Origin of the sequence: Sphingomonas aurea (genome assembly GCF_030678875.1) — a bacterium.
In the GTDB taxonomy this organism is placed as follows: Bacteria; Pseudomonadota; Alphaproteobacteria; order Sphingomonadales; family Sphingomonadaceae; genus Sphingomonas; species Sphingomonas aurea.
In genome coordinates, this window is record NZ_JAUUDS010000007.1 from 159,261 (window position 1) to 181,426 (window position 22,166).

The 22,166-nt window shown below is 68.9% G+C and carries 22 protein-coding genes; 12 read left to right on the forward strand and 10 right to left on the reverse strand.

What is annotated here, in order from left to right:
- The first annotated feature begins 15 nt into the window (after window positions 1–15).
- From Q5H91_RS13395 to Q5H91_RS13440, 10 genes are all read left to right on the forward strand, one after another.
- Window positions 16–669: a flagellar basal body-associated FliL family protein gene (locus Q5H91_RS13395; RefSeq protein ID WP_305173922.1), complete on the forward strand. Its 654-nt coding sequence runs from the start codon at window positions 16–18 to the stop codon at window positions 667–669.
- 3 nt (window positions 670–672) lie between these two features.
- Window positions 673–1,623 (forward strand): FliM/FliN family flagellar motor switch protein, encoded by a 951-nt coding sequence (locus Q5H91_RS13400; RefSeq protein WP_305173923.1) that lies wholly within the window; start codon window positions 673–675, stop codon window positions 1,621–1,623.
- Window positions 1,620–1,922, forward strand: coding sequence for a flagellar motor switch protein FliN (gene fliN, locus Q5H91_RS13405; protein WP_305173924.1), 303 nt, complete (start codon window positions 1,620–1,622; stop codon window positions 1,920–1,922). Before Q5H91_RS13400 ends, fliN begins: the two co-directional genes overlap by 4 nt.
- A gap of 4 nt (window positions 1,923–1,926) precedes the next feature.
- Window positions 1,927–2,193 (forward strand): flagellar biosynthetic protein FliO, encoded by a 267-nt coding sequence (locus tag Q5H91_RS13410; RefSeq protein WP_305173925.1) that lies wholly within the window; start codon window positions 1,927–1,929, stop codon window positions 2,191–2,193.
- Complete coding sequence (gene fliP, locus Q5H91_RS13415) at window positions 2,190–3,071, forward strand: flagellar type III secretion system pore protein FliP (protein WP_305173926.1); 882 nt, start codon at window positions 2,190–2,192, stop codon at window positions 3,069–3,071. Before Q5H91_RS13410 ends, fliP begins: the two co-directional genes overlap by 4 nt.
- Window positions 3,072–3,225: 154 nt before the next feature.
- A complete protein-coding gene (gene fliQ, locus Q5H91_RS13420) occupies window positions 3,226–3,495 on the forward strand; it encodes a flagellar biosynthesis protein FliQ (RefSeq protein ID WP_188657693.1) in 270 nt (89 codons plus the stop codon).
- 7 nt (window positions 3,496–3,502) lie between these two features.
- Window positions 3,503–4,276 (forward strand): flagellar biosynthetic protein FliR, encoded by a 774-nt coding sequence (gene fliR, locus Q5H91_RS13425; RefSeq protein ID WP_305173928.1) that lies wholly within the window; start codon window positions 3,503–3,505, stop codon window positions 4,274–4,276.
- A gap of 6 nt (window positions 4,277–4,282) precedes the next feature.
- The gene (locus Q5H91_RS13430) at window positions 4,283–5,410 is read left to right on the forward strand and encodes an EscU/YscU/HrcU family type III secretion system export apparatus switch protein (protein WP_305173929.1); all 1,128 of its coding nucleotides are present in this window, start codon (window positions 4,283–4,285) and stop codon (window positions 5,408–5,410) included.
- A 69-nt stretch (window positions 5,411–5,479) separates the two neighbouring features.
- Window positions 5,480–6,940: a flagellar filament capping protein FliD gene (gene fliD / locus Q5H91_RS13435; RefSeq protein WP_305173930.1), complete on the forward strand. Its 1,461-nt coding sequence runs from the start codon at window positions 5,480–5,482 to the stop codon at window positions 6,938–6,940.
- A complete protein-coding gene (locus tag Q5H91_RS13440; RefSeq protein WP_305173931.1) occupies window positions 6,940–7,341 on the forward strand; it encodes a flagellar protein FliS in 402 nt (133 codons plus the stop codon). The genes fliD and Q5H91_RS13440 overlap by 1 nt, the downstream gene beginning before the upstream one ends.
- 52 nt (window positions 7,342–7,393) lie before the next feature.
- Here the strand turns inward: Q5H91_RS13440 and ribA are convergent, their stop codons facing one another.
- The 5 genes from ribA to Q5H91_RS13465 form a co-directional block, all read right to left on the reverse strand.
- Window positions 7,394–8,467 carry a GTP cyclohydrolase II gene (gene ribA / locus Q5H91_RS13445; RefSeq protein WP_305173932.1) on the reverse strand — a complete coding sequence of 358 codons (1,074 nt, stop codon included), beginning with the start codon at window positions 8,465–8,467 and terminating at the stop codon, window positions 7,394–7,396.
- A complete protein-coding gene (locus Q5H91_RS13450; RefSeq protein ID WP_370655265.1) occupies window positions 8,464–9,246 on the reverse strand; it encodes an exodeoxyribonuclease III in 783 nt (260 codons plus the stop codon). Before Q5H91_RS13450 ends, ribA begins: the two co-directional genes overlap by 4 nt.
- A gap of 262 nt (window positions 9,247–9,508) precedes the next feature.
- Window positions 9,509–10,120, reverse strand: coding sequence for a LolA family protein (locus tag Q5H91_RS13455; RefSeq protein ID WP_305173935.1), 612 nt, complete (start codon window positions 10,118–10,120; stop codon window positions 9,509–9,511).
- Between the two features lie 60 nt (window positions 10,121–10,180).
- Entirely contained in the window at window positions 10,181–11,587 is a 1,407-nt protein-coding gene (locus Q5H91_RS13460; protein WP_305173936.1) for a carbohydrate porin, read from the reverse strand.
- An 86-nt stretch (window positions 11,588–11,673) separates the two neighbouring features.
- The gene (locus tag Q5H91_RS13465; RefSeq protein WP_305173937.1) at window positions 11,674–13,992 is read right to left on the reverse strand and encodes a DNA translocase FtsK; all 2,319 of its coding nucleotides are present in this window, start codon (window positions 13,990–13,992) and stop codon (window positions 11,674–11,676) included.
- Window positions 13,993–14,088: 96 nt separating this feature from the next.
- Here Q5H91_RS13465 and Q5H91_RS13470 point away from each other — a divergent pair, with 96 nt between their 5' ends.
- Together Q5H91_RS13470 and Q5H91_RS13475 are read left to right on the forward strand one after the other, a co-directional pair.
- Window positions 14,089–15,318 (forward strand): UbiH/UbiF/VisC/COQ6 family ubiquinone biosynthesis hydroxylase, encoded by a 1,230-nt coding sequence (locus tag Q5H91_RS13470; RefSeq protein ID WP_305173938.1) that lies wholly within the window; start codon window positions 14,089–14,091, stop codon window positions 15,316–15,318.
- 59 nt (window positions 15,319–15,377) lie between these two features.
- On the forward strand, window positions 15,378–15,722 hold the full coding sequence (locus Q5H91_RS13475; RefSeq protein ID WP_305173939.1) for a PilZ domain-containing protein: 345 nt from the start codon (window positions 15,378–15,380) through the stop codon (window positions 15,720–15,722).
- A gap of 91 nt (window positions 15,723–15,813) precedes the next feature.
- Here Q5H91_RS13475 and Q5H91_RS13480 read toward each other — a convergent pair whose 3' ends face one another.
- The 5 genes from Q5H91_RS13480 to Q5H91_RS13500 form a co-directional block, all read right to left on the reverse strand.
- Window positions 15,814–15,984 carry a Trm112 family protein gene (locus Q5H91_RS13480; RefSeq protein WP_305173954.1) on the reverse strand — a complete coding sequence of 57 codons (171 nt, stop codon included), beginning with the start codon at window positions 15,982–15,984 and terminating at the stop codon, window positions 15,814–15,816.
- A gap of 23 nt (window positions 15,985–16,007) precedes the next feature.
- Complete coding sequence (locus Q5H91_RS13485; RefSeq protein WP_305173940.1) at window positions 16,008–16,631, reverse strand: LON peptidase substrate-binding domain-containing protein; 624 nt, start codon at window positions 16,629–16,631, stop codon at window positions 16,008–16,010.
- A 13-nt stretch (window positions 16,632–16,644) separates the two neighbouring features.
- Window positions 16,645–17,538 (reverse strand): tetratricopeptide repeat protein, encoded by an 894-nt coding sequence (locus Q5H91_RS13490; protein WP_305173955.1) that lies wholly within the window; start codon window positions 17,536–17,538, stop codon window positions 16,645–16,647.
- Window positions 17,539–17,601: 63 nt separating this feature from the next.
- A complete protein-coding gene (locus Q5H91_RS13495; protein WP_305173941.1) occupies window positions 17,602–20,976 on the reverse strand; it encodes an error-prone DNA polymerase in 3,375 nt (1,124 codons plus the stop codon).
- Window positions 20,977–21,241: 265 nt separating this feature from the next.
- Window positions 21,242–22,166, reverse strand: a 925-nt coding sequence (locus Q5H91_RS13500) for a DinB/UmuC family translesion DNA polymerase (protein WP_441347526.1), incomplete at its 5' end; no start/stop codon positions are given.

Consider the following 22,166-nt stretch of genomic DNA (forward strand, 5'->3'; position numbering starts at 1 on the left):
TGAAGGAAAATACCGATGAGTGACGCGAAGGATACCAAGGACGAGACGCCGCCGAAGAAGAAGGGCGGCATGAAGAAGATCCTGATCGGCGTCGTCGCGCTGGTCGTGCTGGTCGGCGGCGGCGTCGGCGCGGGCGTCTATGCCGCGCAGTCCGGCATGATCGGCGGCGGCGGCCATGCCGCGGCCGAGAAGGAAGACCCGAACAAGCCCAAGCTGGTGCCCAAGAGCGAGCAGAAGCACGCGGGCGAGGGCGGCGAAGGCGGCGAGGGCGGTGGCCATGGCGGCGGCGAGGAAGGCGGCGCGGCCAAGGTCGAGGGCGCACCGACGCCCGAGGGCCATGGCGGCGACCCCTACGCGTCCAACTATTACGCGATGGACAAGGAGTTCACCGCGAACCTGCAGGACTCGGTCCATTTCGTCCAGGTCGGCGTAGCGGTGTCCACGCCCTATGACGAAAAGGTCATCACCAACCTGAAGACCAACGACATCGCCGTCCGCTCGGCGGTGCTGATGGCGCTGGGCGAGACCAGCGAGGAGGCGGTTTTCTCGTCGCAGGGCAAGCGCGCGCTCCAGCAGCGACTGGTCAAGGCAATCAACGATACGTTGCAGCAGAAGGAAGGATTCGGCGGCATCAGTAACGTTTACTTTACCAGTTTCGTTGTTCAGTGAGGCATGGTTAACGCCCAGCCAACAACCGATCGACGCACCCGTCCCCGCGTCGGGGACAGTGCGGCTGCCGAGGCGGCAGTGCTGGGCGCACAGAAGCTGAATCCGTTCGGCGACCTCCACACGCTTCAGCATCTGTCCGCGCGGCTCGCGCGGGGCTTGCGGCCGGTGTGGGAGACGCTGCTGCGGCGCGAGGTGCGCTCGTTCGCCGAGCCGTTGAGCGTGCAGCGCTTCGCCGATTACCGGGCCGAGCGTGGCGACCTGCTGACGGGCTGGCTGCCACTGGCGATGACACCCGGGACGGCGGGCGGACCGACCCATGCCTGGCTGGTGATCGACGGCCGTTTCCTGATCGAGATGCTCGACCTGTTCTTTGGCGGGGCCGGCGTCGCGCCGCTGCCGATGCCGGCGGAGTTCTCGCCCGCTGCCGATGCGATGGCGGTGCGGGTGGCGGGTATGTTCGCCGACGCGCTCGGCACGGCCTGGGAACCGCTGGCCCGGGTCTCGTTCGAGGCAGGCAGGCTGGAACAGGCGGCCGATATCGACGGCGAGGACGCCGTGATCGTCACCCGCGTCGGCGTCGACACCACGGCCAAGCCGATGTTCGTCGACATCCTCTATCCCGTTCTCGCGCTGAAGCCGCACGGTGCCACCCTGACCGGCAAGGTCGTCGACAAGGCGGAACCCGATCCGGCATGGCGCAATGCGCTGGCGCGCGCGACGATGGGCGTCCGCTTCCCGGTCCGCTCCGTCCTCGCCGAGCCGGTCGTGCCCTTGTCGATGCTGATGGAGCTGAAGGCCGGTGACGTGATCCCGATCGCGATCGCCCCCGACGTGCCGGTGATGGTCGGCCGTGACCGGCTGGGCTGCGGCACCGTCGGCACCTCCAATGGCCGGGCGGCGATCCGCCTGACCTCGCTTGCCCAACCCGAATCCGATGAAGGACTGAATCCATGAACGACATGACCGGCGGTTTCACGACCGATCCCGCCGTGCCCGGTGGCGTCGCCAACAATTTCCGGCTGCTGCAGGATGTCGACGTCAAGCTGACGGTCGAGATCGGCTCGACCAACCTGACGCTGCGCGAACTCCTCGCGCTGGGCGAGGGCAGCGTGATCGAGCTGGACCGGCAGGCGGGCGAACTGCTCGACGTGTTCGTCAATGGCACGCTGATCGGCCGGGGCGAGGTGGTGACGGTGGGCGAGCGTTTCGGCGTGCGCATGACCGAGCTGGTCTCGCCAGAGAAGCGCGGCTGATCCGATGCTCTGGTCCTACATCCTGAAGCTGGTCGTGCTGCTGCCGCTAGTCTGCGGCCTGATGATCGGGTGCCTGTATCTGTGGCGCAAGCTGGAGGGGCGGATGCCCGGCAAACAGTCCAACCGGCTGATCGCGGTGCGCGAGACGATGATGATCTCGCCCGGCCTGCGCCTCGCGGTGCTGGATTTCGAGGGCAAGCGGCTGCTCGTCTCTGTCGGTCGCGGCGGTGTCGCGCTGATCGACAAGACCGGCATCGGGGCCGACCAGTGAGCATTTCCGTGACACGGCGGGGCAGCGGCCCCGCGCTGGTCCGCGCGCGCGAACCCGCACGGCCCGCCCGCTCGCCGATGGCGACGCTGGTGTGGATCGTGCTGGCCGTGCTGCTGGCGGTCATCGTCGCGGCGCCCGCCTTCGCGCAAGCCACGCCGCTCGGTGCGCCGGGCGCGCCGGTGCCGGGCGTCGGCGACGCGGTCGACCGCGCGCTGGGGCAGCTGGGCGGGCAGCAGGGCCAGTCGGCGCCCTTGTCGCTGTCGCTCCAGGTCCTCATCATCATGGGCCTGCTGACGATCCTGCCGGGCATCCTGTTGATGATGACCAGCTTTACCCGGATCATCATCGTGCTCGCGGTGCTGCGCCAGGCACTTGGCCTTCAGCAGACGCCGCCCAACCAGGTGCTGATCGGCCTGTCGCTGTTCCTCAGCCTGTTCATCATGGCGCCGACGATCAACCAGATCAACACGACCGCGATTCAGCCCTATGCCGCCGGGCAGCTGGCCGGCACGCAGATGATCTCGACCGCCGGCGCGCCGCTGCATGACTTCATGACCAAGCAGACGCGGATCAAGGACCTGAAGATGTTCTCCGACATGGCGAAAACCGGGCCGTTCGCCAGTGCCAAGGACATTCCCTTCTCGGTCCTGCTGCCGGCCTTCATCACCTCGGAATTGAAGACGGCGTTTCAGATCGGCTTCCTGATCTTCCTGCCGTTCATCGTCATCGACCTGGTGGTCGCGACCGTGCTGATGAGCCTGGGCATGGCGATGCTGTCGCCGACGATCATCTCGCTGCCGTTCAAGCTCCTCTTGTTCGTGCTGGTCGACGGCTGGGCACTGACCATGGGCAGTCTTGCCAACTCGTTCGTGACGTGAAGCCGATCACTCCTCCCCTGAAAGGGGAGGGGGACCGCCGCGAAGCGGTGGTGGAGGGGTGTCGCCGTCCGGAGATGCCACAACCGGGGGACACCCCTCCGTCAGGGCTGCGCCCTGCCACCTCCCCCGCCGGGGGAGGATCTAGGAAGAGACGATGGACGCCGATTATTTCCTGACCGTCGCCAACCAGACGATGTGGGTGCTGGCGCTCGCCAGCGCGCCGATCCTGGTGCCGGCGCTGCTCGCCGGGCTGATCCTGGGCATGATCCAGGCCGCCACCTCGATCAACGAGCAGACGCTCACCTTCGTGCCGAAACTGGTCGTGGTGGCATTCTCCATCCTGATCTTCGGTAGCCTGATCCTTGGGCTGCTGAGCGATTTCACGATCGGGATGTTCGAGCGTATTCCAGACCTGGTGAAGTAGCCGGACGATGCTGGGGCTGGGCCTTGCCATCGAACCGCAGATCTGGGCCTTGGTTTTTGTCATGGTCCGGATCGGGGCGGCGTTCGTCGCGGCGCCGGTGTTCGGCGCGGTGTCGTTGCCGCTGACCGTGCGCGTGTCGCTGTCCGGGGCGATCGGCATCCTGGTCCTGTCGACGCACAGCATCGTGCCGCCGCCCAATGTCTTCGCGGTCGGCACCTTCGTGTCGGTCGCCGCCGAAGCGCTGGTGGGCCTCGCGATGGGCTTCATCCTCCAGACCGCGTTCGCCGCGCCGCTGATCGCCAGCGAGATGATCGGCGGCACGATGGGGATCGGCTTCGCCTCGTCGATCGACCCGCAGAACGGCCGCTCGTCGCCCGCGCTCGGCCAGTTCATGTCGGTGATGCTGACCCTGTTGTTCCTGTCCGTCGACGGTCACCTCGTCCTGGTCGACATGCTGGTGAAGAGCTACGAGGCGCTGCCCCCCGGTGCCGCCTGGCTGGGCGCGGACCGGCTGCGGGCGATCGCCTTCTTCGGCGGCTATGCCTTCCTCGCCGGACTGCTGCTGGCTCTGCCCGTGGGGTTCCTGCTGCTGTGTTTGAACCTGGTCGTCGGGATGATGAGCCGGGCGGCGCCGGCGCTCAACCTGTTCTCGGTCGGCATGCCGGCCAGCCTTGCCGTCGGCGTGATCGCGCTTGCCGTCGCCTTCCCGGCGATGGGCGACTACATGCTCGTCATCATCCGCGAGAGTCTGGGCGCGCTCCAGACCATCATCCTGGGCTGACGCGCCATGTCCGAGGGAGGCGGCGAAAAGACAGAAGCCCCGACAGCCAAGCGCAAGCAACAGGCGGCCGACGACGGCAACGTCCTGCGCTCGCGCGATCTGGCGACGGCGCTGGTCGTGCTGGCGGGTGTCGCCTGGCTGGTGTTCATGGGCCCGGCTCTGCTGGCCGCCTGCCGCGAGGTGATGGCGGCGAGCTTCCAGTTCGGGCGTGGCGATGTCGAGAGCTTCTCGCCCTGGCGTCCGCTGGCGCAGGCGGGCTGGCGGCTGGCGATGCCGGTCGGCTCGCTGCTCGCGATCAGTCTGGTCGCGGCGGTGGTCAGCGGCGTCATGCTGGGAGGGGCGAGCTTCAACGGCGGGCTGATGGCGCCCAAGTTCAAGCGGATCAATCCCGCCTCCGGCCTCCAGCGCATCCTGGGGATGAACGGCTGGATCGAGCTGGGCAAGTCGCTGCTGAAGGTCGTCCTGCTCGGCAGCGTCGGCGGCTGGATGCTGTGGAAGGCGTCGCGTTCGACACTGGGCCTTGCCCAGTCGAACCTCGACGATGCGTTGCAGCAGGTCGGCGGCACCTTCACCGGGATCATGATCGCGATGGCCATGGGTCTCGTCGCCATCGCCGGCATCGACGTGCCGATCCAGATCATCCGCCGCATGGGCCAGATGCGTATGACCAAGCAGGAGGTCCGCGACGAGCACAAGGAGAGCGAGGGTAACCCGGAAGCGAAGGGCCACCAGCGTGCCAAGATGCGCGAGATCCTGTCGGGCGGCATGCGCAAGGCGGTGCAGGAGGCGCATGTCGTGCTTACCAACCCGACCCATTTCGCGGTCGCGCTGCGCTATGACCGGGGCAGGGACCAGGTGCCGGTGGTGGTCGCCAAGGGTCGCGGCGCCACCGCGCTGGCGATCCGCGAGCTGGCCGGCGAGATCGCGGTGCCGGTGCTGGAATATCCGCAGCTCGCCCGCGCCGTCTACTATACCAGCCGCGAGGGGCAGGAGGTTCGCGACGACCTGTACCTGCCGATCGCGACGGTGCTGGCGTTCGTGTTCGGCGTCAACGTCCAGGCGGGCGGCAGCGCCCCGCCGGTCGACGTGCCGCCGACCGCGCGCTTCGACGAGAATGGCCAGAAAACCGCCTGATCGCCGACCGATTCGCGCTTAATATCCGCGCCATCCGGTCGTTAACCCAGACATGCCGGAGAACGCGTCATGACCACGGTGAGCAGTACCAGCAGCTCGAGCAGCAGCACGTCGATCGCGCAGACGCTGGGCGCAGGATCGGGCATCGACATCAAGTCGCTGGTGTCGAGCCTGGTCGATGCACAATTCTCGGCCAAGAACAGCCAGTTCACCAAAAAGTCGGACGCGCTGACCGCGCAGATCTCGGGCGTTGCCAAGCTGAAGGCGGGGATCACCGGATTCGACAGTGCGCTGAAGTCGCTGGTGAACGGCGGGACGCTGACCACCCAGCCCTACAGCTCCAGCACCGGCGTGGTGAACGTGTCGGCGATCGCCGGTGCGAACGTCGCCGGTCTGTCGGCCCAGATGACCGTGGAGCAGCTGGCGGGGGCGCAGGCCGCCACCACCAAGACTGCCATACCCGCGACGCAGGCGTTCCGTGGTGGCACGCTGACCGTGAATATCGGCAGCTATGTCACGACCAACGGCACGACGACGCTGTCGCCGACCAAGAGCGTGCCGATCACCATCGCGCCGAATGCGACGCTCGATCAGATCGCCGCGCAGATCAAGGCGAAGACCGGGCTGCAGACCACGCTGGTCAACGACAATGGCGGCGTCCGCCTGACCATCAAGGGTTCGACCGGCGCGGCACAGGCGTTCGAGATCGTCGGCACGGATGACAACGCCTCCGATGCGGGGCAGGGGCTGGCGACGTTGTCGGTCGGCGCAGGTGCGACCGGCACCACCATCGGCGCGACCGCGAAGGACGCGCTGCTGACGCTGGACGGCGCTAGTTTCTCGCGCCCCACCAACTCCATCTCCGACCTGCTGACAGGCGTGAAGCTGGACCTGGTATCGACCACCTCGGCGACGACCCCGTCGGTGACGTTGGGCACCACCGCGCCCGGATCGGCGCTGACCCAGGCGGTGCAGGATGTCGTCGCGACCTTCAACGAGCTGAAGAGCCTGATCTCGGAAGAAACCAACAGCGTCGATGGCGTGCTGCGCACCGATACGACCGCGACGGCGCTGACCCGCGCCCTGTCGACGCTGACCACCAAAAAGCTGGCGACCTCGACGACCGGCGGGCCGCAGACGCTCGCCGACCTGGGCATCGCGACCCAGCGCGACGGATCGCTGACCCTCGATACCGCCAAGCTGGCGGCGGTGATGGCCAGGGATCCCGCGGGGGTGGAGGCGATCTTCGCGACCGGCACCGACGGCAAGGGCGGCCTGTCGGGCGCACTGTCGGCGATCACGGCGACGGCGACCGACAAGACCTATGGCCTCGATGCGGCGACCACCCGTTACACCAAGGCGCAGAAGACGATCGCCGATCAGCAGACGAAGGCCGGCACCGACGCCACGGCGATGTCGACGCGGCTGACGCAGCAATACGCCGCCATGGATACCCGTGTCGCCGCCTACAAGGCGTCGCAGACCTTCCTCGAACAGCAGATCAAGGTCTGGACGAAGAGCGACAGCTGATGGCCTATGCATCCACCCTCCTGCGCGATCCCTGGGCGACCTATCGCGAGATCGACGCCGCCGGCCGCACCAGCCAGGCCGCGAGCGGGCCGCAGCTCGTCCAGCTGCTCTATACCGAACTGCTGGCGGCGCTGCGTGCGGCAGCCTGCGCGACCGAACAGGGCCATTACCGCGTCAAGAGCGAGCGGGTGACGCGCGCGACCGCGATACTGTTCGCGCTCGAATCCGGGCTCGACTACGAACAGGGCGGCGAGCTGTCGAAGACGCTGTCGCGCATCTATGCCGGCGCCCGCCGCTCGATCGTCGACGCGTCGATCGGGACCGACCCGGCGCCGTTCCGCGCGGCGGCCGACAACCTGGCGGAGATCGCCGCGGCCTGGGCGACGGCGACCGCAGCGTAAGTTCCCCTCACCGTCATGCCGGAACGAGCGCGGCATGACGGGTGAAACCCTGTTATAGCTGGTGCCCGGTCCGGTCGCGCTTGGTCGCCAGATACCGCTCGTTGTGCGGGTTGGCGGGCAGCGCGTGGGGCACACGCTCGGCCACCGCGACCCCGGCCGCCTCCAGGCTCGCGACCTTGGCCGGATTGTTGGTCAGCAGCCGCACCTGCCGCTGGCCGAGCAGGTCGAGCATCCGCGCCGCCACGCCGAAGTCGCGCGCGTCGACCGCGAAGCCCAGCCGCGTATTGGCGTCGACCGTGTCGAAACCCTGGTCCTGCAACCGGTACGCGCGCAGCTTGTTGACCAGCCCGATCCCGCGCCCCTCCTGCCGCAAATAGAGCAATATGCCCCAGCCATGCGCCCGGATCGCGGCGATCGCGGCGCGCAGCTGCGGGCCGCAGTCGCATTTCAGGCTGCCGAGCACGTCGCCGGTCAGGCACTCGCTGTGCAGCCGGACCAGCGGCGGCCGTTCGTCCGGCCGGCCGATCAGCAGCGCGACATGCTCGTCGGCGGAATCGGGCGCGCGGAAGGCGACGATCTCCGCATCCTCGGCCCCCTCGACCGGGAGGCGCGCGCGTGTGGCCATGCGCAGCGTGCGGGCATCCTGATGCCGGTCGATCGCCTCGGGCGCGATCACGACCTCCGGATCGATGCCGTCGATGAAGAAGGCGGGCAGCAGCCCCGCGATCCGCGCCAGCCGGATCGCGGCCAGCGAGGCGCGCGGCCGGTCGACCTCCTCGGTGCGGAACGGACCCTTCAGCGGGGTCGCCAGGTCGAGAGCCGGATCGGCGAGCGCGACCGCGGTGTCGAAGTCGAGCCACGGCGCCGGCTCAACGACCACCGGCAGGTCCGGATCGGCGGCGGCGAGCTGGTTGGTCAGCTTCAGCGTCGCCGCGCGTCCGCTCGAGATCAGGACCGGATACCGGCCAGCAGGCGCGAAGGTATCGAGCGAGCGCGGGTCCGCCGTCTCCACCGCCAGCAGCACCAGCGGGTCCTCGCCGGCAGCGTGGATCGCGATCGGCCAGCCCCGACGCAGCGCATCGATCGCCCGCGACACGTCGCGCGGTCCCGATCCGGCTGCGTTCACCAGGCGAACTCGGTCATGATCGGGATGTGGTCGGACGGTTTCAGCCAGCTGCGGCAATCCTCGAACACCGTGTGGCCGACCGCCTGTACCGCCACGTCGCGCGTCGCCCACATATGGTCGAGCCGCCGGCCGCGGTCCGATGCCGCCCAGTCCTTGGCACGGTAGCTCCACCAGGTGTGCAGCCGGGCAGGGGCCGGATGGAAGTGGCGGCCGAGATCGACCCAGTCGCCGGCATCGCGCAGCCGTGCGAGCGTCTCGACCTCGATCGGAGTATGGCTGACCACGTCGAGCAACTGCTTGTGGCTCCAGACATCCTCGGGCAGCGGCGCGATGTTGAAGTCGCCGACCAGCAGGGTGGGACACGCCAGCCCCTCCGACCAGCGTGTCATCCGGTCGAGAAAGTCGAGCTTCTGCCCGAATTTCGGGTTGACCTCGCGGTCGGGCACGTCGCCACCGGCGGGCACGTAGACATTCTCCAGCCGCACGCCGTTCGGCAGCCGTACGCCCAGGTGCCGCGCCTCGCGATTGGCCTGCCAGTCGAGCCGGTCGTCCTCGACGATCGGCACCCGGCTGATGATCGCGACGCCGTGATGCATCTTCTGTCCGTGGATCAGGATGTGCTTGTAGCCGAGCGACTTGAACGGCTGGTGCGGGAAATCCTGGTCGAGCACCTTGGTTTCCTGAAGGCACAGGATGTCGGGCTTCACCTCGCGCAGGAAGCGTTCGACGATGTCGATGCGGAACCGCACCGAGTTGATGTTCCAGGAGACGATCTTCACGCGCCCGCTCATATCTGCGGACGCGCCGCGGGCAAAGCCCGCGTCGTCGGACGGGCTCTGCCCGCCGGCCGAGCGGGGGCCTTTGTGCGCCTCACGCAGAAAGGCCCCCGCTCCGGGGGCATGGAGCGAGGGCCGACCTAGCGTTCGTCACGCAGGCGGGAAGTGAGTACCGGTCCGGGCAACAGGGGGGAAATCCCGAACGCCCCACATCCGCGAAAACCGTACTAGCCGCGCGAACCTGTCGCACCGATGAATGAAATCGTTATTTGCGGCCAGCGGTTCGCCGCGGATCCACCCACTTGAACGCATTGCCGGCGACAGGCACTCCGTACCGCTGGTTCGAGAGGCGGATCGTGGTGCGATTGTTCTGGCTGTCGAGCGCCACCCAGCCCTGCAGCATCAGTCCAGCCGGCGCGTCCGCCTGTCGCGCGAAGACGAGCGTGATGCGGCCATATTCGGGATGCTTGGGATCGCGCGCCTCGACCGAGACCAGCCGCGGGTCGGCGTCGGGCACGACCTTGGCGAACTGCGACAGGTCGCGGCTGGGGTCGAGCAGCACGCCGAGCGGTGAGTTGCGGATCGGCCAGCGCTGCACCTGCTTCACCGAATAATCGACGAAGGTCAGCGCGCCGCCCTCCGCGACGATCAGCAGCGGCACGCCCTTCTGATACTGGAACCGGATATTGCCCGGCTGTTTCCAGGTCAGCGTGCCGGTCAGTACCTGTCCGTTGCGGTCGGTCTGCGAGAAGTCGGCAGTCATCGTCGTCACGCCCTGAAGATGGCGCTGGACCGCGGAAAGGTCGTTGCCCTGGGCAGCGGCAGGCGCGGCCGCGACCGCACAGGCGGCGAGGGCGGTGGACAGGTAACGGAACATCGACTTCTCCTTGGCGACCGCGATCCCTGGCGCGGCCGGATTGAACCGCGACTGAATCGCCTACAAGGTCACCGCCGCCTTCAGTCCGATCACGCCGACATCGTCGGCCGACCGGACACCGCCGGGATGGTGGATCCACTGGACGTTGGGGCGCAGCTCCAACCCCTCGAGCGGCTGGACCGAGTAATAGACCTCCGCGGCATATTCGGCCGAGTCCTGCACGGTGGGCATCGCCTGGTCCAACCGCTGCGCCCGCGCGACGCGGCCATTGACGTTGGTACGGGCCAGCGCCACGCCCAGCACCTCGCCGCGCAGCTTGGGATACAGCCCGCGATAGAAGAGGCCGATCGACACCTGATTGTCGGTGACGCTGGTCTGCCGGTCGGTCTGGGTGACGTTGGCGAACACCGACAGCCCGCTGACCGCCGCACCGTCGCGACTGCGACCGGTCAGCTGCTGCTCGGCATTGACGTAGACACCGTATCGCGACGAGCGGCGCAGCGGCGACAGGCCGGTGACGACGGCGGGTCGTCGGTTGATGTCGAGGAACACGTCGTCGCCGTCCGCCGTTCCGATCCAGCCGCCGAACTTGTAGGTGCCGACGCGGCCGGTCGCATCTTTTCGCGTCCATCCCGCCTCGACCGGCACCAGCACGCCGGTGCCGCCATCGACATGCGCGACGAAGAAGCGATCGTTCAGGTTGCGCGGATTGATCTGGTACACCGCGCCGGTGACATAGTGCGTGTCGTCGAGCTTCACCCGCACCCGTGCGCCCAGCTGGCTGACCGGCCAGTTGTACCAGTAATCCCCCGCCAGATTGCCCGGCTGTGCCCCACAGAAGCTGAGGTTCATGAACTGGCACGAGAAGGCGGCGAAATCCTCGCCCGGATTGGTCAGGCCGAGCTTCACCTCCAGCTTCTCGCCCAACACCTGCTCGTACCACAACTGCGTCACGCGCAGCGTCTGGCCCCGGCCATAGACCTCCTGCACCTGCTGGAGCGCGCCGAGCCCGGCATCGGTGGTCAGGTCGCGGCCGCGGCGGAACGTGACGGTGCCCTGGAACGCGCCGCCCTTCAGCCCCATGACCTTGTTCAGGTCGAGCAGCACACCGGCGTCGAGCTGCCCTGTCTCGCGGAACAGCCGCCGCTCGCCACCGGTGAAGTTATAGGCACTTTCCGACGCGTAGCGCGCGGTCAGGCCGATACCGCGCCGGGCGAGGCGGGTGCGGATCTCCAGCCAGTCGCCGATCAGCCCCGGCGGCGGCGGCCGGCGCGTGTCGGCGGTGAGCGCCGAGGGGTTCGGCTCCTCTGGCGCAGGTGCATCACCGGCGCCGGTCGCGGGCTGGCTCTGCGTGTCGCCCTGCGGATCGATCGGGGAAGCCTGGCCGGTGGTCGGCGTCGCCTGCTGCGCGGCGGCCGGCACGGCGAACAGCGCCGCCGCGGCGGCGATCCATGATGACGCGGACACTCATCCTCCCCCGATCGATGCGGCATCGGATCGATCCGTGTCGCGAGGACCATTACGCAACCGGTTCGTCCCGGTTCCGTATCGGATCAGATCGCGTGGCCCTCCGCGTCGCGCAGCACCTCGCGGCGGCCGACATGGTCGGGGCGGCCGACGATGCCGTCCTTCTCCATCTTCTCGATCAGGCGCGCGGCGGAGTTGTAGCCGATGCGCAATTGGCGCTGGAGCCAGCTGGTCGACGCCTTCTGGCTCTCGCAGACCAGCTGGATCGCCTGGCGGTACTGCTGGTCCTCGGCCGAATCCTCGCCGGTCGGCGCGCCCTCGAGGGCGAAGCTCTCCTCTGGCTCCTCGGTGACCGAGCTGATGTAATCCGGCTGCCCCTGCGCGCGCCAATGGTCGGCGACGGCGCGAACCTCGTCGTCGCTGGTGAAGGGGCCGTGGACGCGGACGATGCCCTTGCCGCCCGGCATGTAGAGCATGTCGCCCTTGCCCAGCAGCTGCTCGGCACCCTGTTCGCCCAGGATGGTGCGGCTGTCGATCTTCGAGGTGACGTGGAAGCTGATGCGCGTCGGCAGGTTCGCCTTGATGACGCCGGTGATGACGTCGACCGAGGGGCGCTGCGTCGCCATGATGAGGTGGATGCCCGCCGCGCGCGCCTTTTGCGCCAGCCGCTGGATCAGGAACTCGACCTCCTTGCCGGCGGTCATCATCAGGTCGGCCAGCTCGTCGACGATGACGACGATCTGGGGCAGTGGATCGTATTCGAGCTTCTCCTCCTCGTACACCGGCTGGCCGGTGTCGGGATGATAGCCGGTCTGGACCTTGCGGCCGAGCGGCTGGCCCTTCGCCTTCGCCGCCCGCACCTTGTCGTTGAAGCCCGCCAGGCTGCGCACGCCGACCGAGGACATCTGGCGATAGCGGTCCTCCATCGTCTCGACCGCCCATTTCAGCGCCCGCACCGCCTTGGCCGGATCGGTCACCACCGGTGAGAGCAGGTGCGGGATGTCGTCGTACATGCTGAGTTCCAGCATCTTCGGATCGATCATAATCATCCGGCACTGGCTGGGCGTCAGGCGATAGAGCAGCGACAGGATCATGCAGTTGAGGCCGACCGACTTGCCCGAGCCGGTGGTGCCCGCGACCAGCAGATGCGGCATCGGAGCAAGATCGGTGATGACCGGATCGCCCGCGATATTCTTGCCCAGGATGATCGGCAGCTGCGCGGCCTGATCCTCGAAGCTCTGGCTGGCGACCAGTTCATGGAGCGACACCGACTCGCGCCGCGCATTGGGCAGCTCTATGCCGATGACGTTGCGGCCGGGGATCACCGCGACACGGGCGGAGATGGCGCTCATGTTGCGGGCGATGTCGTCGGCCAGCGCGATGACGCGGCTTGCCTTGATGCCCGGTGCCGGTTCCAGCTCGTACATGGTGACGACCGGGCCGGGGCGTACCTCGGTGATCGCGCCCTGCACCTTGAAGTCGTCAAGCACGGTTTCCAGCAGGCGGGCGTTGCGCTCCAGTGCCGCCTTGTCGACCGGCCCGGCGTTCGAAGGCGGCGAGGGAACCAGCAGGTCCAGCCCGGGCAGCGTGTAATTGTCACGCAGGTCGAGCTGCTGCTGGCGCTTCGGCGCGGCGATCGAGGGTGCGAGCTGCCGGTCGGCGATGACGGGGGCGGGGCGGGGGTCCGGCTCGGCGACCGCACGCGGTGGCACCGCGCGGCGGGCGAGCTGGAGGGGCTCTTCCTCCTCGTCCTCTTCGTCATCATAATAGCCGTCATCGTCGCCGGCTTCCGCATCGGCGACGGCGGTCCGGCGCAGGCGCCAGCGGCGCTCACCGAGATCGATGTTGAGCGTCTTGCCCCAGACGATCGCGCCGCCGACCGCCGCGATCAGGCCGATCACGCGCCCGCCCCACAGCGCGACCAGCGGTTCGCCGGCCAACCCAAGCAGGCTGCGCACCGCGCCGGCGACGGCCATACCGATCAGGCCGCCCCAGCCCGCGGGCAGCGCGAGGACCGCAGAGGTCGAGACAAAGGCCAGCGCACTCGCCATCAGCGCCACACCAAGGGCGCCGCCGCCCAGCATCCGTCCCCAGCGCCCCGCCGGCTGATCGCGCCACAGCCGTGCGCCGATGATCGGCCCGATCGGCAGCAGCAGCGCCACCGCCGGTCCGAACAGCGTCAGCAGCAGGTCGGCCAGCCACGCGCCCGGAAAGCCGAGCAGGTTCGCGGGGCCTTGTCCCGAGGCGGTGTTGATCGCCGGATCGCCGGGATGATAGCTGGCGAGTGCGAGGGCCAGCGCCAGCGTGAGGGCGAAGATCCCGACCGCGGCGATCACCGCACCGCTGCGCACCGCGCCCGCCTTCACCGTCTCGCGCCACAAGGCAGGCTGCGCCTGGCTCGCCATGACAAATCCCCGAAATTCCGCTGCGCCCAAAGCATCGGCGTTCTCGTTTAGTACGTCAAGCTTGGCCGCGACCGGCCGGGCGGGTAGGAAGCCGCCATGAACGGATCTACGCAGAGCGCCGACGTCGTCATCCTGGGCGGCGGCCTGGTCGGCACCACGCTGGCGCTGGCGCTGGCGGCGCACGGGGTAACCTCGATCGTGATCGACCCGGCCGACCCGGCGGTCACGCTGGCACCCGGCTTCGACGGCCGCGCCTCGGCGATCGCCAGTGCCAGCGGCCGAATGCTCGACGCGATCGGGCTGGGCGCGGCGCTGGGCGGGCGGGGCTGCGCGATCGAGCGCATTCGGGTCAGCGATGGCCTGCGCCCCGGTGCGCTCGACTTCACCCCCGATGCCGAGGACGGCCGGCTGGGGACCATGTACGAGAACAAGCTGATCCGTCGCGCCCTGTTCGAGGCGGCGGGCGCGGCGGCGGCGATCGACCTGCGCATGCAGACCCGCGCCGTCGCGGTCGACCGCGGTGCGGCCGGCGTGACCGCGACGCTGAGTGACGGCACCACCGTGCGTGCTGGCCTGATGATCGCGGCGGAGGGGCGCAACTCGCCGACGCGCGAGGCGGCGGGGATCAAGGTCGCACGCTGGTCCTACGATCATGCCGCGATCGTCGGCGCGTTCCACCACCAGCACCCGCACGGCAACGTCGCCTATGAGATCTTCTACCCGGCCGGCCCGTTCGCGCTGCTCCCGCTGCCCGATGACGAGATCGGCCACCGCTCGGCGATCGTCTGGTCGGTGAGGGGAGAGCACGGGCCAGGACTGGCGAAACTGTCCGACCGCGCCTTCTTGGCAGAGGCCGAGAAGCGGATGGGCGGGTTCCTGGGCACGCTGTCGGCACCGAGTCCGCGCGCCTCCTATCCGCTCGGGTTCCACCACGCCGCGCGGATCACCGCGCCGCGGCTGGCGCTGGTGGGGGACGCGGCACATGGCATCCATCCGATCGCGGGGCAGGGGCTCAACCTGGGTTTTCGCGACGTCGCGACCCTGGCCGAGGTGCTGGTCGAGGGAAAGCGGCTGGGGCTGGACCTGGGCGACGCGCAGCTGCTGGCGCGGTACGAGCGGTGGCGCGGGCTCGACACGCTGATGGTCGCCGCCGCCACCGACAGCCTGACCCGCCTGTTCGGGGTGCCGGGCCGCACGGCCAGCGCGGTGCGACGGCTGGGCATCTCCGCGGTCGACGCGCTGGCGCCGCTGAAGGACCGCTTCATGGCCGAAGCACGGGGAGAAAGCGGGCAGCTGCCCCGCCTGCTCCAGGGTGTCGCGATCTGATGCGGCGACCGGCTGATCGGGTTAATAAAACCATCACAGTTTAGTGAGATTGCGACGGCATGAGTGACGCCATCAACCAGGATCGAGCCAAGCGCAGCGGGGTCATCATTCGTGCCGACGTCCTGATCGGCGAGCGACGGATGGAGCGGCGCGTGCGCAACCTGTCGACGACCGGTGCCTGCCTGGATCACGATGGCGAGATGGTAAAGGGTGCGCGCATCCAGCTGGCGATGGGGCGCCTCCACGATCTGGACGCGGAGGTGATGTGGGTCACCGACAAGCTGGCCGGCATCCGCTTCGACGAGCCGATCGACACCGACGAGGCACGGGTGCCGCGTGGAGCCGGCAAGGCACAGACCGGCTGGATGACCGACATCAACAACGCCTATCGCAAGGCGCGGTAGGGCAGGCCATCGCTCTCCTCGTTCGGGGAATATTTATAGAGCGCCATCTTTCGCTGGGTGAGCGGTTCGCATGCGCGCATCGCTGCCGCCCTCAACTCTCCAGCCGTCGCGCTTCCTCGACCAGCATCACCGGGATGCCGTCGCGGATCGGATAGGCGAGGCCGGCGGCGTCGGAGATCAGTTCGCCGGCCACCGGGTCGTAGCGCAGCGGCGTGCGGGTGGCGGGGCAGACCAGCCGTTCGAGCAGCCAAGGATCGATCATCCCCGGCTCGTTATCGGTCGCGCTCACTGCAGCGTAACCCGATCGTCGCCGTCGTGGCGGCCGAAGAACTGCATCAGCTGAATGGTAAGCTCCGCGCGCGTTTCGATATCGGGCGCTTCCAGCAGCGCCTGTTTGGCGGCGACGTCGAACGGGGCGATCTGGGCGATGCCGTTGACCAGGCTCTGATCGTCGAGCCGACCGACCGCCTTCCAGTCGACGGCATAGCCCTGTCGCTCGGCGAAGCGCTTTGACTCGATCTCCAGCGACGAGCGGCGGCCGAGCGACAGCGTCTCGTCCTGCGGTGTCGCGATCAGCTCCGCCTCGATCTGACGAAAGGCGGTGGCGACCTCCAGCTCGCGGACCACGCGGAACAGCGACAGCCCCTCCAGCACCAGATTGTAGCGTCCATCTTCCAGCGCCTCGACCTCGGCGATGCGGCCGACGCAGCCGACCGAGTAGAGCGGCGGCCGCTCGCTGCGGTCGGTCGGCTGGGCACCGCTCGGCTGGATCATGCCGATCCGCCGGTCGCGCGCCATCGCATCGGACACCATCGCGCGATAACGCGGCTCGAAGATGTGCAGCGGCAGGTGCATCGCCGGGAATAGCAATGCCCCCGGCAATGGGAAGATCGACAGGCGGGTCGTCATCCGAACCGCTCCATTATCCGAACAGGATCGCGGACAGCCGCCGCCGCTGGGCGGAAACCCAGGGGTCCATCAGCCCGACCACCTCGAACAGGGTGAGCAGCTGCTGGCGGGCGGCGCCCTCGTTCCACGCGCGGTCGGCGGCGACGATGTGGAGCAGGTTGTCGGCCGCCCCGTCGCGGTCGCCGGCAGCCGCCTGCGCATTGGCCAGCGCGAAACGGGCTTCGTGGTCGTCGGGTGCGGCCGCGACCGCGGCGAGCAGCGGCGACAGGTCGTCCATCGCGGGCGCGGCCTGCGCCAGCGCGAGGGCGGCCTTCGCCCGCTCGATCCCGGCATCCTTCAGGTCGGCCGGCAGCGCCTCGATCGCGGCCTGCGCCTCCCCGGTCTGGCCGGCGGCGACCAGCGCCCGGATATGGCCCGACAGGACGGCGGGGTGATCGGGCGCCATCTCGACCAGCTGCGCGAAGATGCCGAGCGCACGCTCGTGATCGCCCTCCGCCAACACCTCCTCGCCCATCGCGATCAGCGGTTCCAGCTCCGCTTCCTGCGAAGTCGCCTCCGACTGGATCGGCAGCTGGCGGAGCAACTGGTCGAGCATCGTGCGCAGCGCGCTCTCGGTACGGGCCGGGGTCAGGTCGGCGACCAGCTGGCCCTGGAACATCGCGTAGACGGTCGGGATCGACTTGATCTGGAATTGCGCGGCGATGAACTGGTTCTTATCGGTGTCGACCTTGGCCAACACCACGCCCTTGTCGGCATAGGCGGCGGCAACCTTGTCCAGCACCGGTGCCAGCGCCTTGCACGGCCCGCACCACTCCGCCCAGAAATCGATGATGACGAGGCTCGTCATCGATGGCTCGACGACGTCGCGGCGGAAGGCGGCGACCGCGTCCTTCTCGGCAGGCGACATTCCCAAGGTGGCCAAGTGCTGCTCCCGTTTGATGATCGGGGGCTATGTGGGGGGAACGGCCGCTCAATGGAAGTCCCGCGATTTCGGCAGGACCCGCACGTCTCGCGGATGGCCGTGGCGGGGCGTGTTGTGGTGCCGTGCCGCAACGCGCTCGGGGGTCTGTTCCGGTCCGACATTGCGACCCCGCGGATGCTGCGGGTGGAGGAATTCGTCGGCGCGCGACAGGGTTAAGGTAGGCTGATGGTCCTCAGACAGGCGGCGCAGCTCGTGGGTGCGGTCGTCGACGCGGGCGGTCATCAGGTGGACGACACCCTCCTCGCTGCGCTGGATCACGCCGTGCAGCACCATCAGCCGCGACGCCATCACCGCGCGCCGGTTCGCCTCGAAATCGCGCGCCCACATCAACGCGTTGGTGATGCCGGTCTCGTCCTCGATGGTGACGAAGATGGCATTGCCCTTGCCCGGGCGCTGTCGGACCAGCACCACGCCCGCGACGCTGGCGCGGCGACCGTCCAGCGCCGCGCCGGCCTCCGCGCTCGATAGCACCCCCTCGCTGCGGAACAGCGGGCGCAGGAAGGTCATCGGATGATCCTTCAGCGACAGGCGCGTCATCTGATAGTCGGCGGCGACCTGTTCGCTGAGCGGCATCGGCGGCAGCGCCATGTCGGGCTCACGGCCCAATTCGGGCGCGTCGGCGGCGGCGAACAGCGGCAGCTGCGCGGGTGGGGTGCGCCGCACCTCCCACCCGGCGGCGCGGCGGTCCTGCCCCAGCGAGCGGCAGGCGTCCGCATCGGCAAGCAGCCGCAGCGCACGCGGGGGCAGGGTCGCGCGGCGGGCGAGATCCTCGATACCGGCATAGGGCGCGTTCGCGATGATGCGATCGGCCCAGTCCTGACGGAAGCCGTCGACCTGTCGGAAGCCCAGCCGAATGCCGAGCGAGCCGTCTTCGACCAGTTCGAGATCATTGTCCCACCCGGACCGGTTCACATCGACCGGCAGCACCGTCACGCCGTGCTCGATCGCGTCGCGGACCAGCTGGGCGGGCGCGTAGAAGCCCATCGGCTGCGAATTGAGGATCGCACAGCCGAACACCGCCGGGTGGAAGCATTTGATCCAGGACGACACATAGACCAGCCGCGCGAAGGACAAGGCGTGGCTCTCAGGGAAGCCGTAGCTGCCGAACCCCTCGATCTGCTTGTAGCAGCGCTCGGCGAAGTCCTCCGGATAGCCCCGGCGGACCATGCCGCCGACCAGCTTGGCGTGAAAATTGTGCATGCCGCCCACATGGCGGAACGTCGCCATGGCGCGGCGCAGCTGGTTTGCCTCCATTGGCGTGAAGCCGGCTGCGACGATCGCCAGCTTCATCGCCTGTTCCTGGAACAGCGGGACGCCGTACGTGTCCTTTAGCAGCGTCCGCAATTCATCGGGCGGGCCGAAGCGCGGGTCGGGAGAGGGAAACTCGACCGGCTCCTTGCCGGCGCGGCGGCGCAGATAGGGGTGGACCATGTCGCCCTCGATCGGGCCGGGCCGGACGATCGCGACCTGCACGACCAGATCGTAGAGTTCGCGCGGCTTCAGACGCGGCAGCATGTTGATCTGGGCGCGGCTCTCCACCTGGAACACGCCGATGCTGTCGCCCTTCTGCAACATGGCATAGACGCGGTCATCCTCTTCGACGGCTACCGCATCCAGCTCGGGGCGGCCCATGTCGTACCGCTCCATCAGGTCGAACGCCTTGCGGATGCAGGTCAGCATGCCGAGCGCCAGGATATCGACCTTCATCAGGCCCAGGCAGTCGATGTCGTCCTTGTCCCACTCGATGAAGGTCCGGTTGGCCATCGCGCCGTTGTGGATCGGCACCATCTCGTCGAGCCGACCCTCGGTCAGGACGAAGCCGCCGACATGCTGCGACAGGTGGCGGGGGAATTGCAGCAGGCGGTTCACCAGCCCGGACAGTCGCGCCATCTCCGGATTGTCCGCGTCGAAGCCGGTGTCGCGGAACCGCTCCTCATCGAACCGGTCGGAGAAGCTGCCCCACACCGTGCTGGTCAGCCGCTGGGTCACATCCTCGGTCAGACCGAGCGCACGGCCAACCTCGCGCACCGTGCTGCGCGGGCGATAGTGGATGACGGTCGCCGCGATCGCCGCCCGGTGGCGGCCGTAACGGGCGTAGATGTGCTGCAACACCTCCTCGCGCCGTTCATGCTCGAAATCGACGTCGATGTCGGGCGGCTCGTCGCGCTCCTCGGACACGAAGCGGGAAAAGAGCAGGTCGTGCTTCATCGGATCGACCGAGGTGATCTTCAGGAGGAAGCAGACCACCGAGTTGGCCGCCGAGCCGCGCCCCTGGCACAGGATCGGCGGCTTACACCCGCGCGCAAAGCGGACCACGTCGTGGACGGTCAGGAAGTAATTGGCGTAATTCTGCCGGGCGATCAGCGTCAGCTCCTCGTGGAGCAGGGCGCGGACACGCTCCGGCACGCGGTCGTCGTAACGGTCGAGCGCGGTCTGCCAGACGAGATGCTCCAGCCACGCCTGCGCCTCCCAGCCCGCCGGCACCGGCTCGTGCGGATATTCGTAGCGCAGCTGGTCGAGCGAGAAGCCGATCCGGCCCAGCAGTCGCCCGCTCTCCGCCACCGCGTCCGGCCGGTCGCGGAACAGGCGGGCCATCTCGGCGGCGTCCTTCAGGTGGCGCTCGCCATTGGCGGCGAGCAGACGGCCGGCGTGCTGCACGGTCACGCCCTCGCGAATGCAGGTGACGATGTCGTGGAGGTCACGATCCTCGGAATAGGCGTAGAGCGCGTCGCAGGTGGCCAGCAGCGGCACCCCCGCGGCGTCTGCGGTCGCCGCCAGTGCGGCCAGCCGCCGCCGGTCGCGACCGCCGCGCGGCATCGTCACCCCCAGCCACACCGCGTCCGCGTCCAGCCGCCGTACTGCCGCCAGCGTCGCTGCCAGCCCGGCATCCTCGCGCGGTGGCGGCAGATCGGTGCTGACGACCGGCACATGCGGACGCGCGGTCGAGGCTGGCAGCACGACCAGCAGCAGGTCGCGGTGCAGCGCGATCAGGTCGCCCAGCCCCAGGATGCAGCCGCCCTTCTCCGCGCGCCGATTGCCGACCGTCAGCAGCCGCGTCAGCCGCCCCCAGCCTGTCCGTGTGGACGGATAGGCGACGATGTCGGGCGTGCCGTCGGCGAACACCAGCCGCGCGCCGACCGCCAGCTTGAAGTCGATCGGCGGCAGGTGGACGCCGAGCTGTCCGGCGCACGCGCGCTTCATTGCGTCGTACGCGCGGACGACGCCGGAAACGGTGTTGCGGTCGGCGATGCCGATCCCGGCATGGCCCAGCTCTACCGCACGCGCCACCATGTCGCTGGGCTGGCTGGCACCGTCGAGAAAGGAGAAGCTGGTCGCGGCGACCATCTCGGCGAACCCGGTCATGGCGCGTGGCGCCGATCGGGTTCGTGCAGAGGCGTGCAGGGAAGAAGGATTGAGTTCGCGCGAAGCCGCGAAGACGCCAAGAGAAGGTGATTCACGCGGAGGCGCGGAGGCGCGGAGAATTTTGCGGGCTCGGCGCCCTCTCGCGTCAGCGAGAACTTCCGGTATCCGGCCGCCGAATGATCCGAGGTTCGCTGTCGCGAACGGACCCGACCCCAAGCGCGACGTTCCTCCGCGTCTTTGCGTCTTTGCGTGAACCCACCAGACATCACGCGAACAGCCCGTGGATGTACCAGCGCGGTGCCTCGACCTCGCCGAACAGGCCGTGGCGGAAGATCCAGAAGCGGCGGCCGCGGCGGTCCTCGATGCGGTAGTAATCGCGCGTCGGGACCGCGCTGTCGTGGCGGCGCCACCACTCGCCCGCGATCCGTTCCGGCCCCTCGGCGCGCGCGACCTCGTGCAGGGTGCGGCGCCAGCGGAAGCGGGCAGGGGGACCGTCCGGCACCTCGGCGACGACGTTGTCGATCGGCTGGGGCGGGTCGAACAGGTAGATCGGGCGCAGCGGCGGCTCGCCCGGCTCGGCTGCGGGCCAGGCGGGGGCAGAGGGCGGCGCGGGGGCGGCGGCGGGCAGCATCAGTTCCGCCTGCTCGGGAATGTGGCTGTCGCGCGCGGCGAAGCGGCGTACCCGCCCGCGGCCGAGCCGGGTGGACAGGCGGTCGACCAGCTCCGCCACCGAGTTGTCCGCGCTCCGCTCGCGCGCGGTGCCGCCCTCCAGCCGCAGCTGCGCCGCGTCGAGCCGCTCGGCCAGCACCACGTCGAGCCGGATCAGGTCATAGCCGAAACCGGGGTCGAGCGGGTCGGCCAGCGCGTCGATCCGCTCGCGCAGCAGCCGCAGCAGCAGCGCCACGTCGCGGGTCGGCCGCCCCGTCTCGACGCGCAAGCCATGCACCGCGCCGTCCGCGCGGAACAGTCGCACCTGCCAGCGGCGACCGCCCTCGTGCCGCTCGGCGAGCAGCGCCGCCGCCTCCGCCGCCAGCTCGCCGATCACGGTCAGCGCGAACTCGGTGCGGGCGACCGGCTCGGCGAAGCGGCGCTCGACCGCGACCGGCGCCTGGACGCGGCGCGGGGCGAGGGGCGCGCCGACGCTCTCCCCCGACAGGCGCCGCACCGCGGTCGCCGCCGCCTCGCCGAAG

Coding starts and splice junctions, on each gene's coding strand:
- Q5H91_RS13490 (WP_305173955.1), bottom strand. CDS start 17,538: ATGTCGCCTGCCGAGAAGGACGCGGTCGCCGCCTTCCGCCGCGACGTC.
- Q5H91_RS13455 (WP_305173935.1), bottom strand. CDS start 10,120: ATGTTCCGTTACCTGTCCACCGCCCTCGCCGCCTGTGCGGTCGCGGCC.
- Q5H91_RS13470 (WP_305173938.1), top strand. CDS start 14,089: ATGAACGGATCTACGCAGAGCGCCGACGTCGTCATCCTGGGCGGCGGC.
- Q5H91_RS13400 (WP_305173923.1), top strand. CDS start 673: ATGGTTAACGCCCAGCCAACAACCGATCGACGCACCCGTCCCCGCGTC.
- Q5H91_RS13410 (WP_305173925.1), top strand. CDS start 1,927: ATGCTCTGGTCCTACATCCTGAAGCTGGTCGTGCTGCTGCCGCTAGTC.
- Q5H91_RS13440 (WP_305173931.1), top strand. CDS start 6,940: ATGGCCTATGCATCCACCCTCCTGCGCGATCCCTGGGCGACCTATCGC.
- fliR (WP_305173928.1), top strand. CDS start 3,503: ATGCTGGGGCTGGGCCTTGCCATCGAACCGCAGATCTGGGCCTTGGTT.
- Q5H91_RS13430 (WP_305173929.1), top strand. CDS start 4,283: ATGTCCGAGGGAGGCGGCGAAAAGACAGAAGCCCCGACAGCCAAGCGC.
- Q5H91_RS13395 (WP_305173922.1), top strand. CDS start 16: ATGAGTGACGCGAAGGATACCAAGGACGAGACGCCGCCGAAGAAGAAG.
- fliD (WP_305173930.1), top strand. CDS start 5,480: ATGACCACGGTGAGCAGTACCAGCAGCTCGAGCAGCAGCACGTCGATC.
- Q5H91_RS13475 (WP_305173939.1), top strand. CDS start 15,378: ATGAGTGACGCCATCAACCAGGATCGAGCCAAGCGCAGCGGGGTCATC.
- Q5H91_RS13495 (WP_305173941.1), bottom strand. CDS start 20,976: ATGACCGGGTTCGCCGAGATGGTCGCCGCGACCAGCTTCTCCTTTCTC.
- Q5H91_RS13480 (WP_305173954.1), bottom strand. CDS start 15,984: ATGATCGATCCTTGGCTGCTCGAACGGCTGGTCTGCCCCGCCACCCGC.
- fliN (WP_305173924.1), top strand. CDS start 1,620: ATGAACGACATGACCGGCGGTTTCACGACCGATCCCGCCGTGCCCGGT.
- Q5H91_RS13485 (WP_305173940.1), bottom strand. CDS start 16,631: ATGACGACCCGCCTGTCGATCTTCCCATTGCCGGGGGCATTGCTATTC.
- Q5H91_RS13465 (WP_305173937.1), bottom strand. CDS start 13,992: ATGGCGAGCCAGGCGCAGCCTGCCTTGTGGCGCGAGACGGTGAAGGCG.
- fliQ (WP_188657693.1), top strand. CDS start 3,226: ATGGACGCCGATTATTTCCTGACCGTCGCCAACCAGACGATGTGGGTG.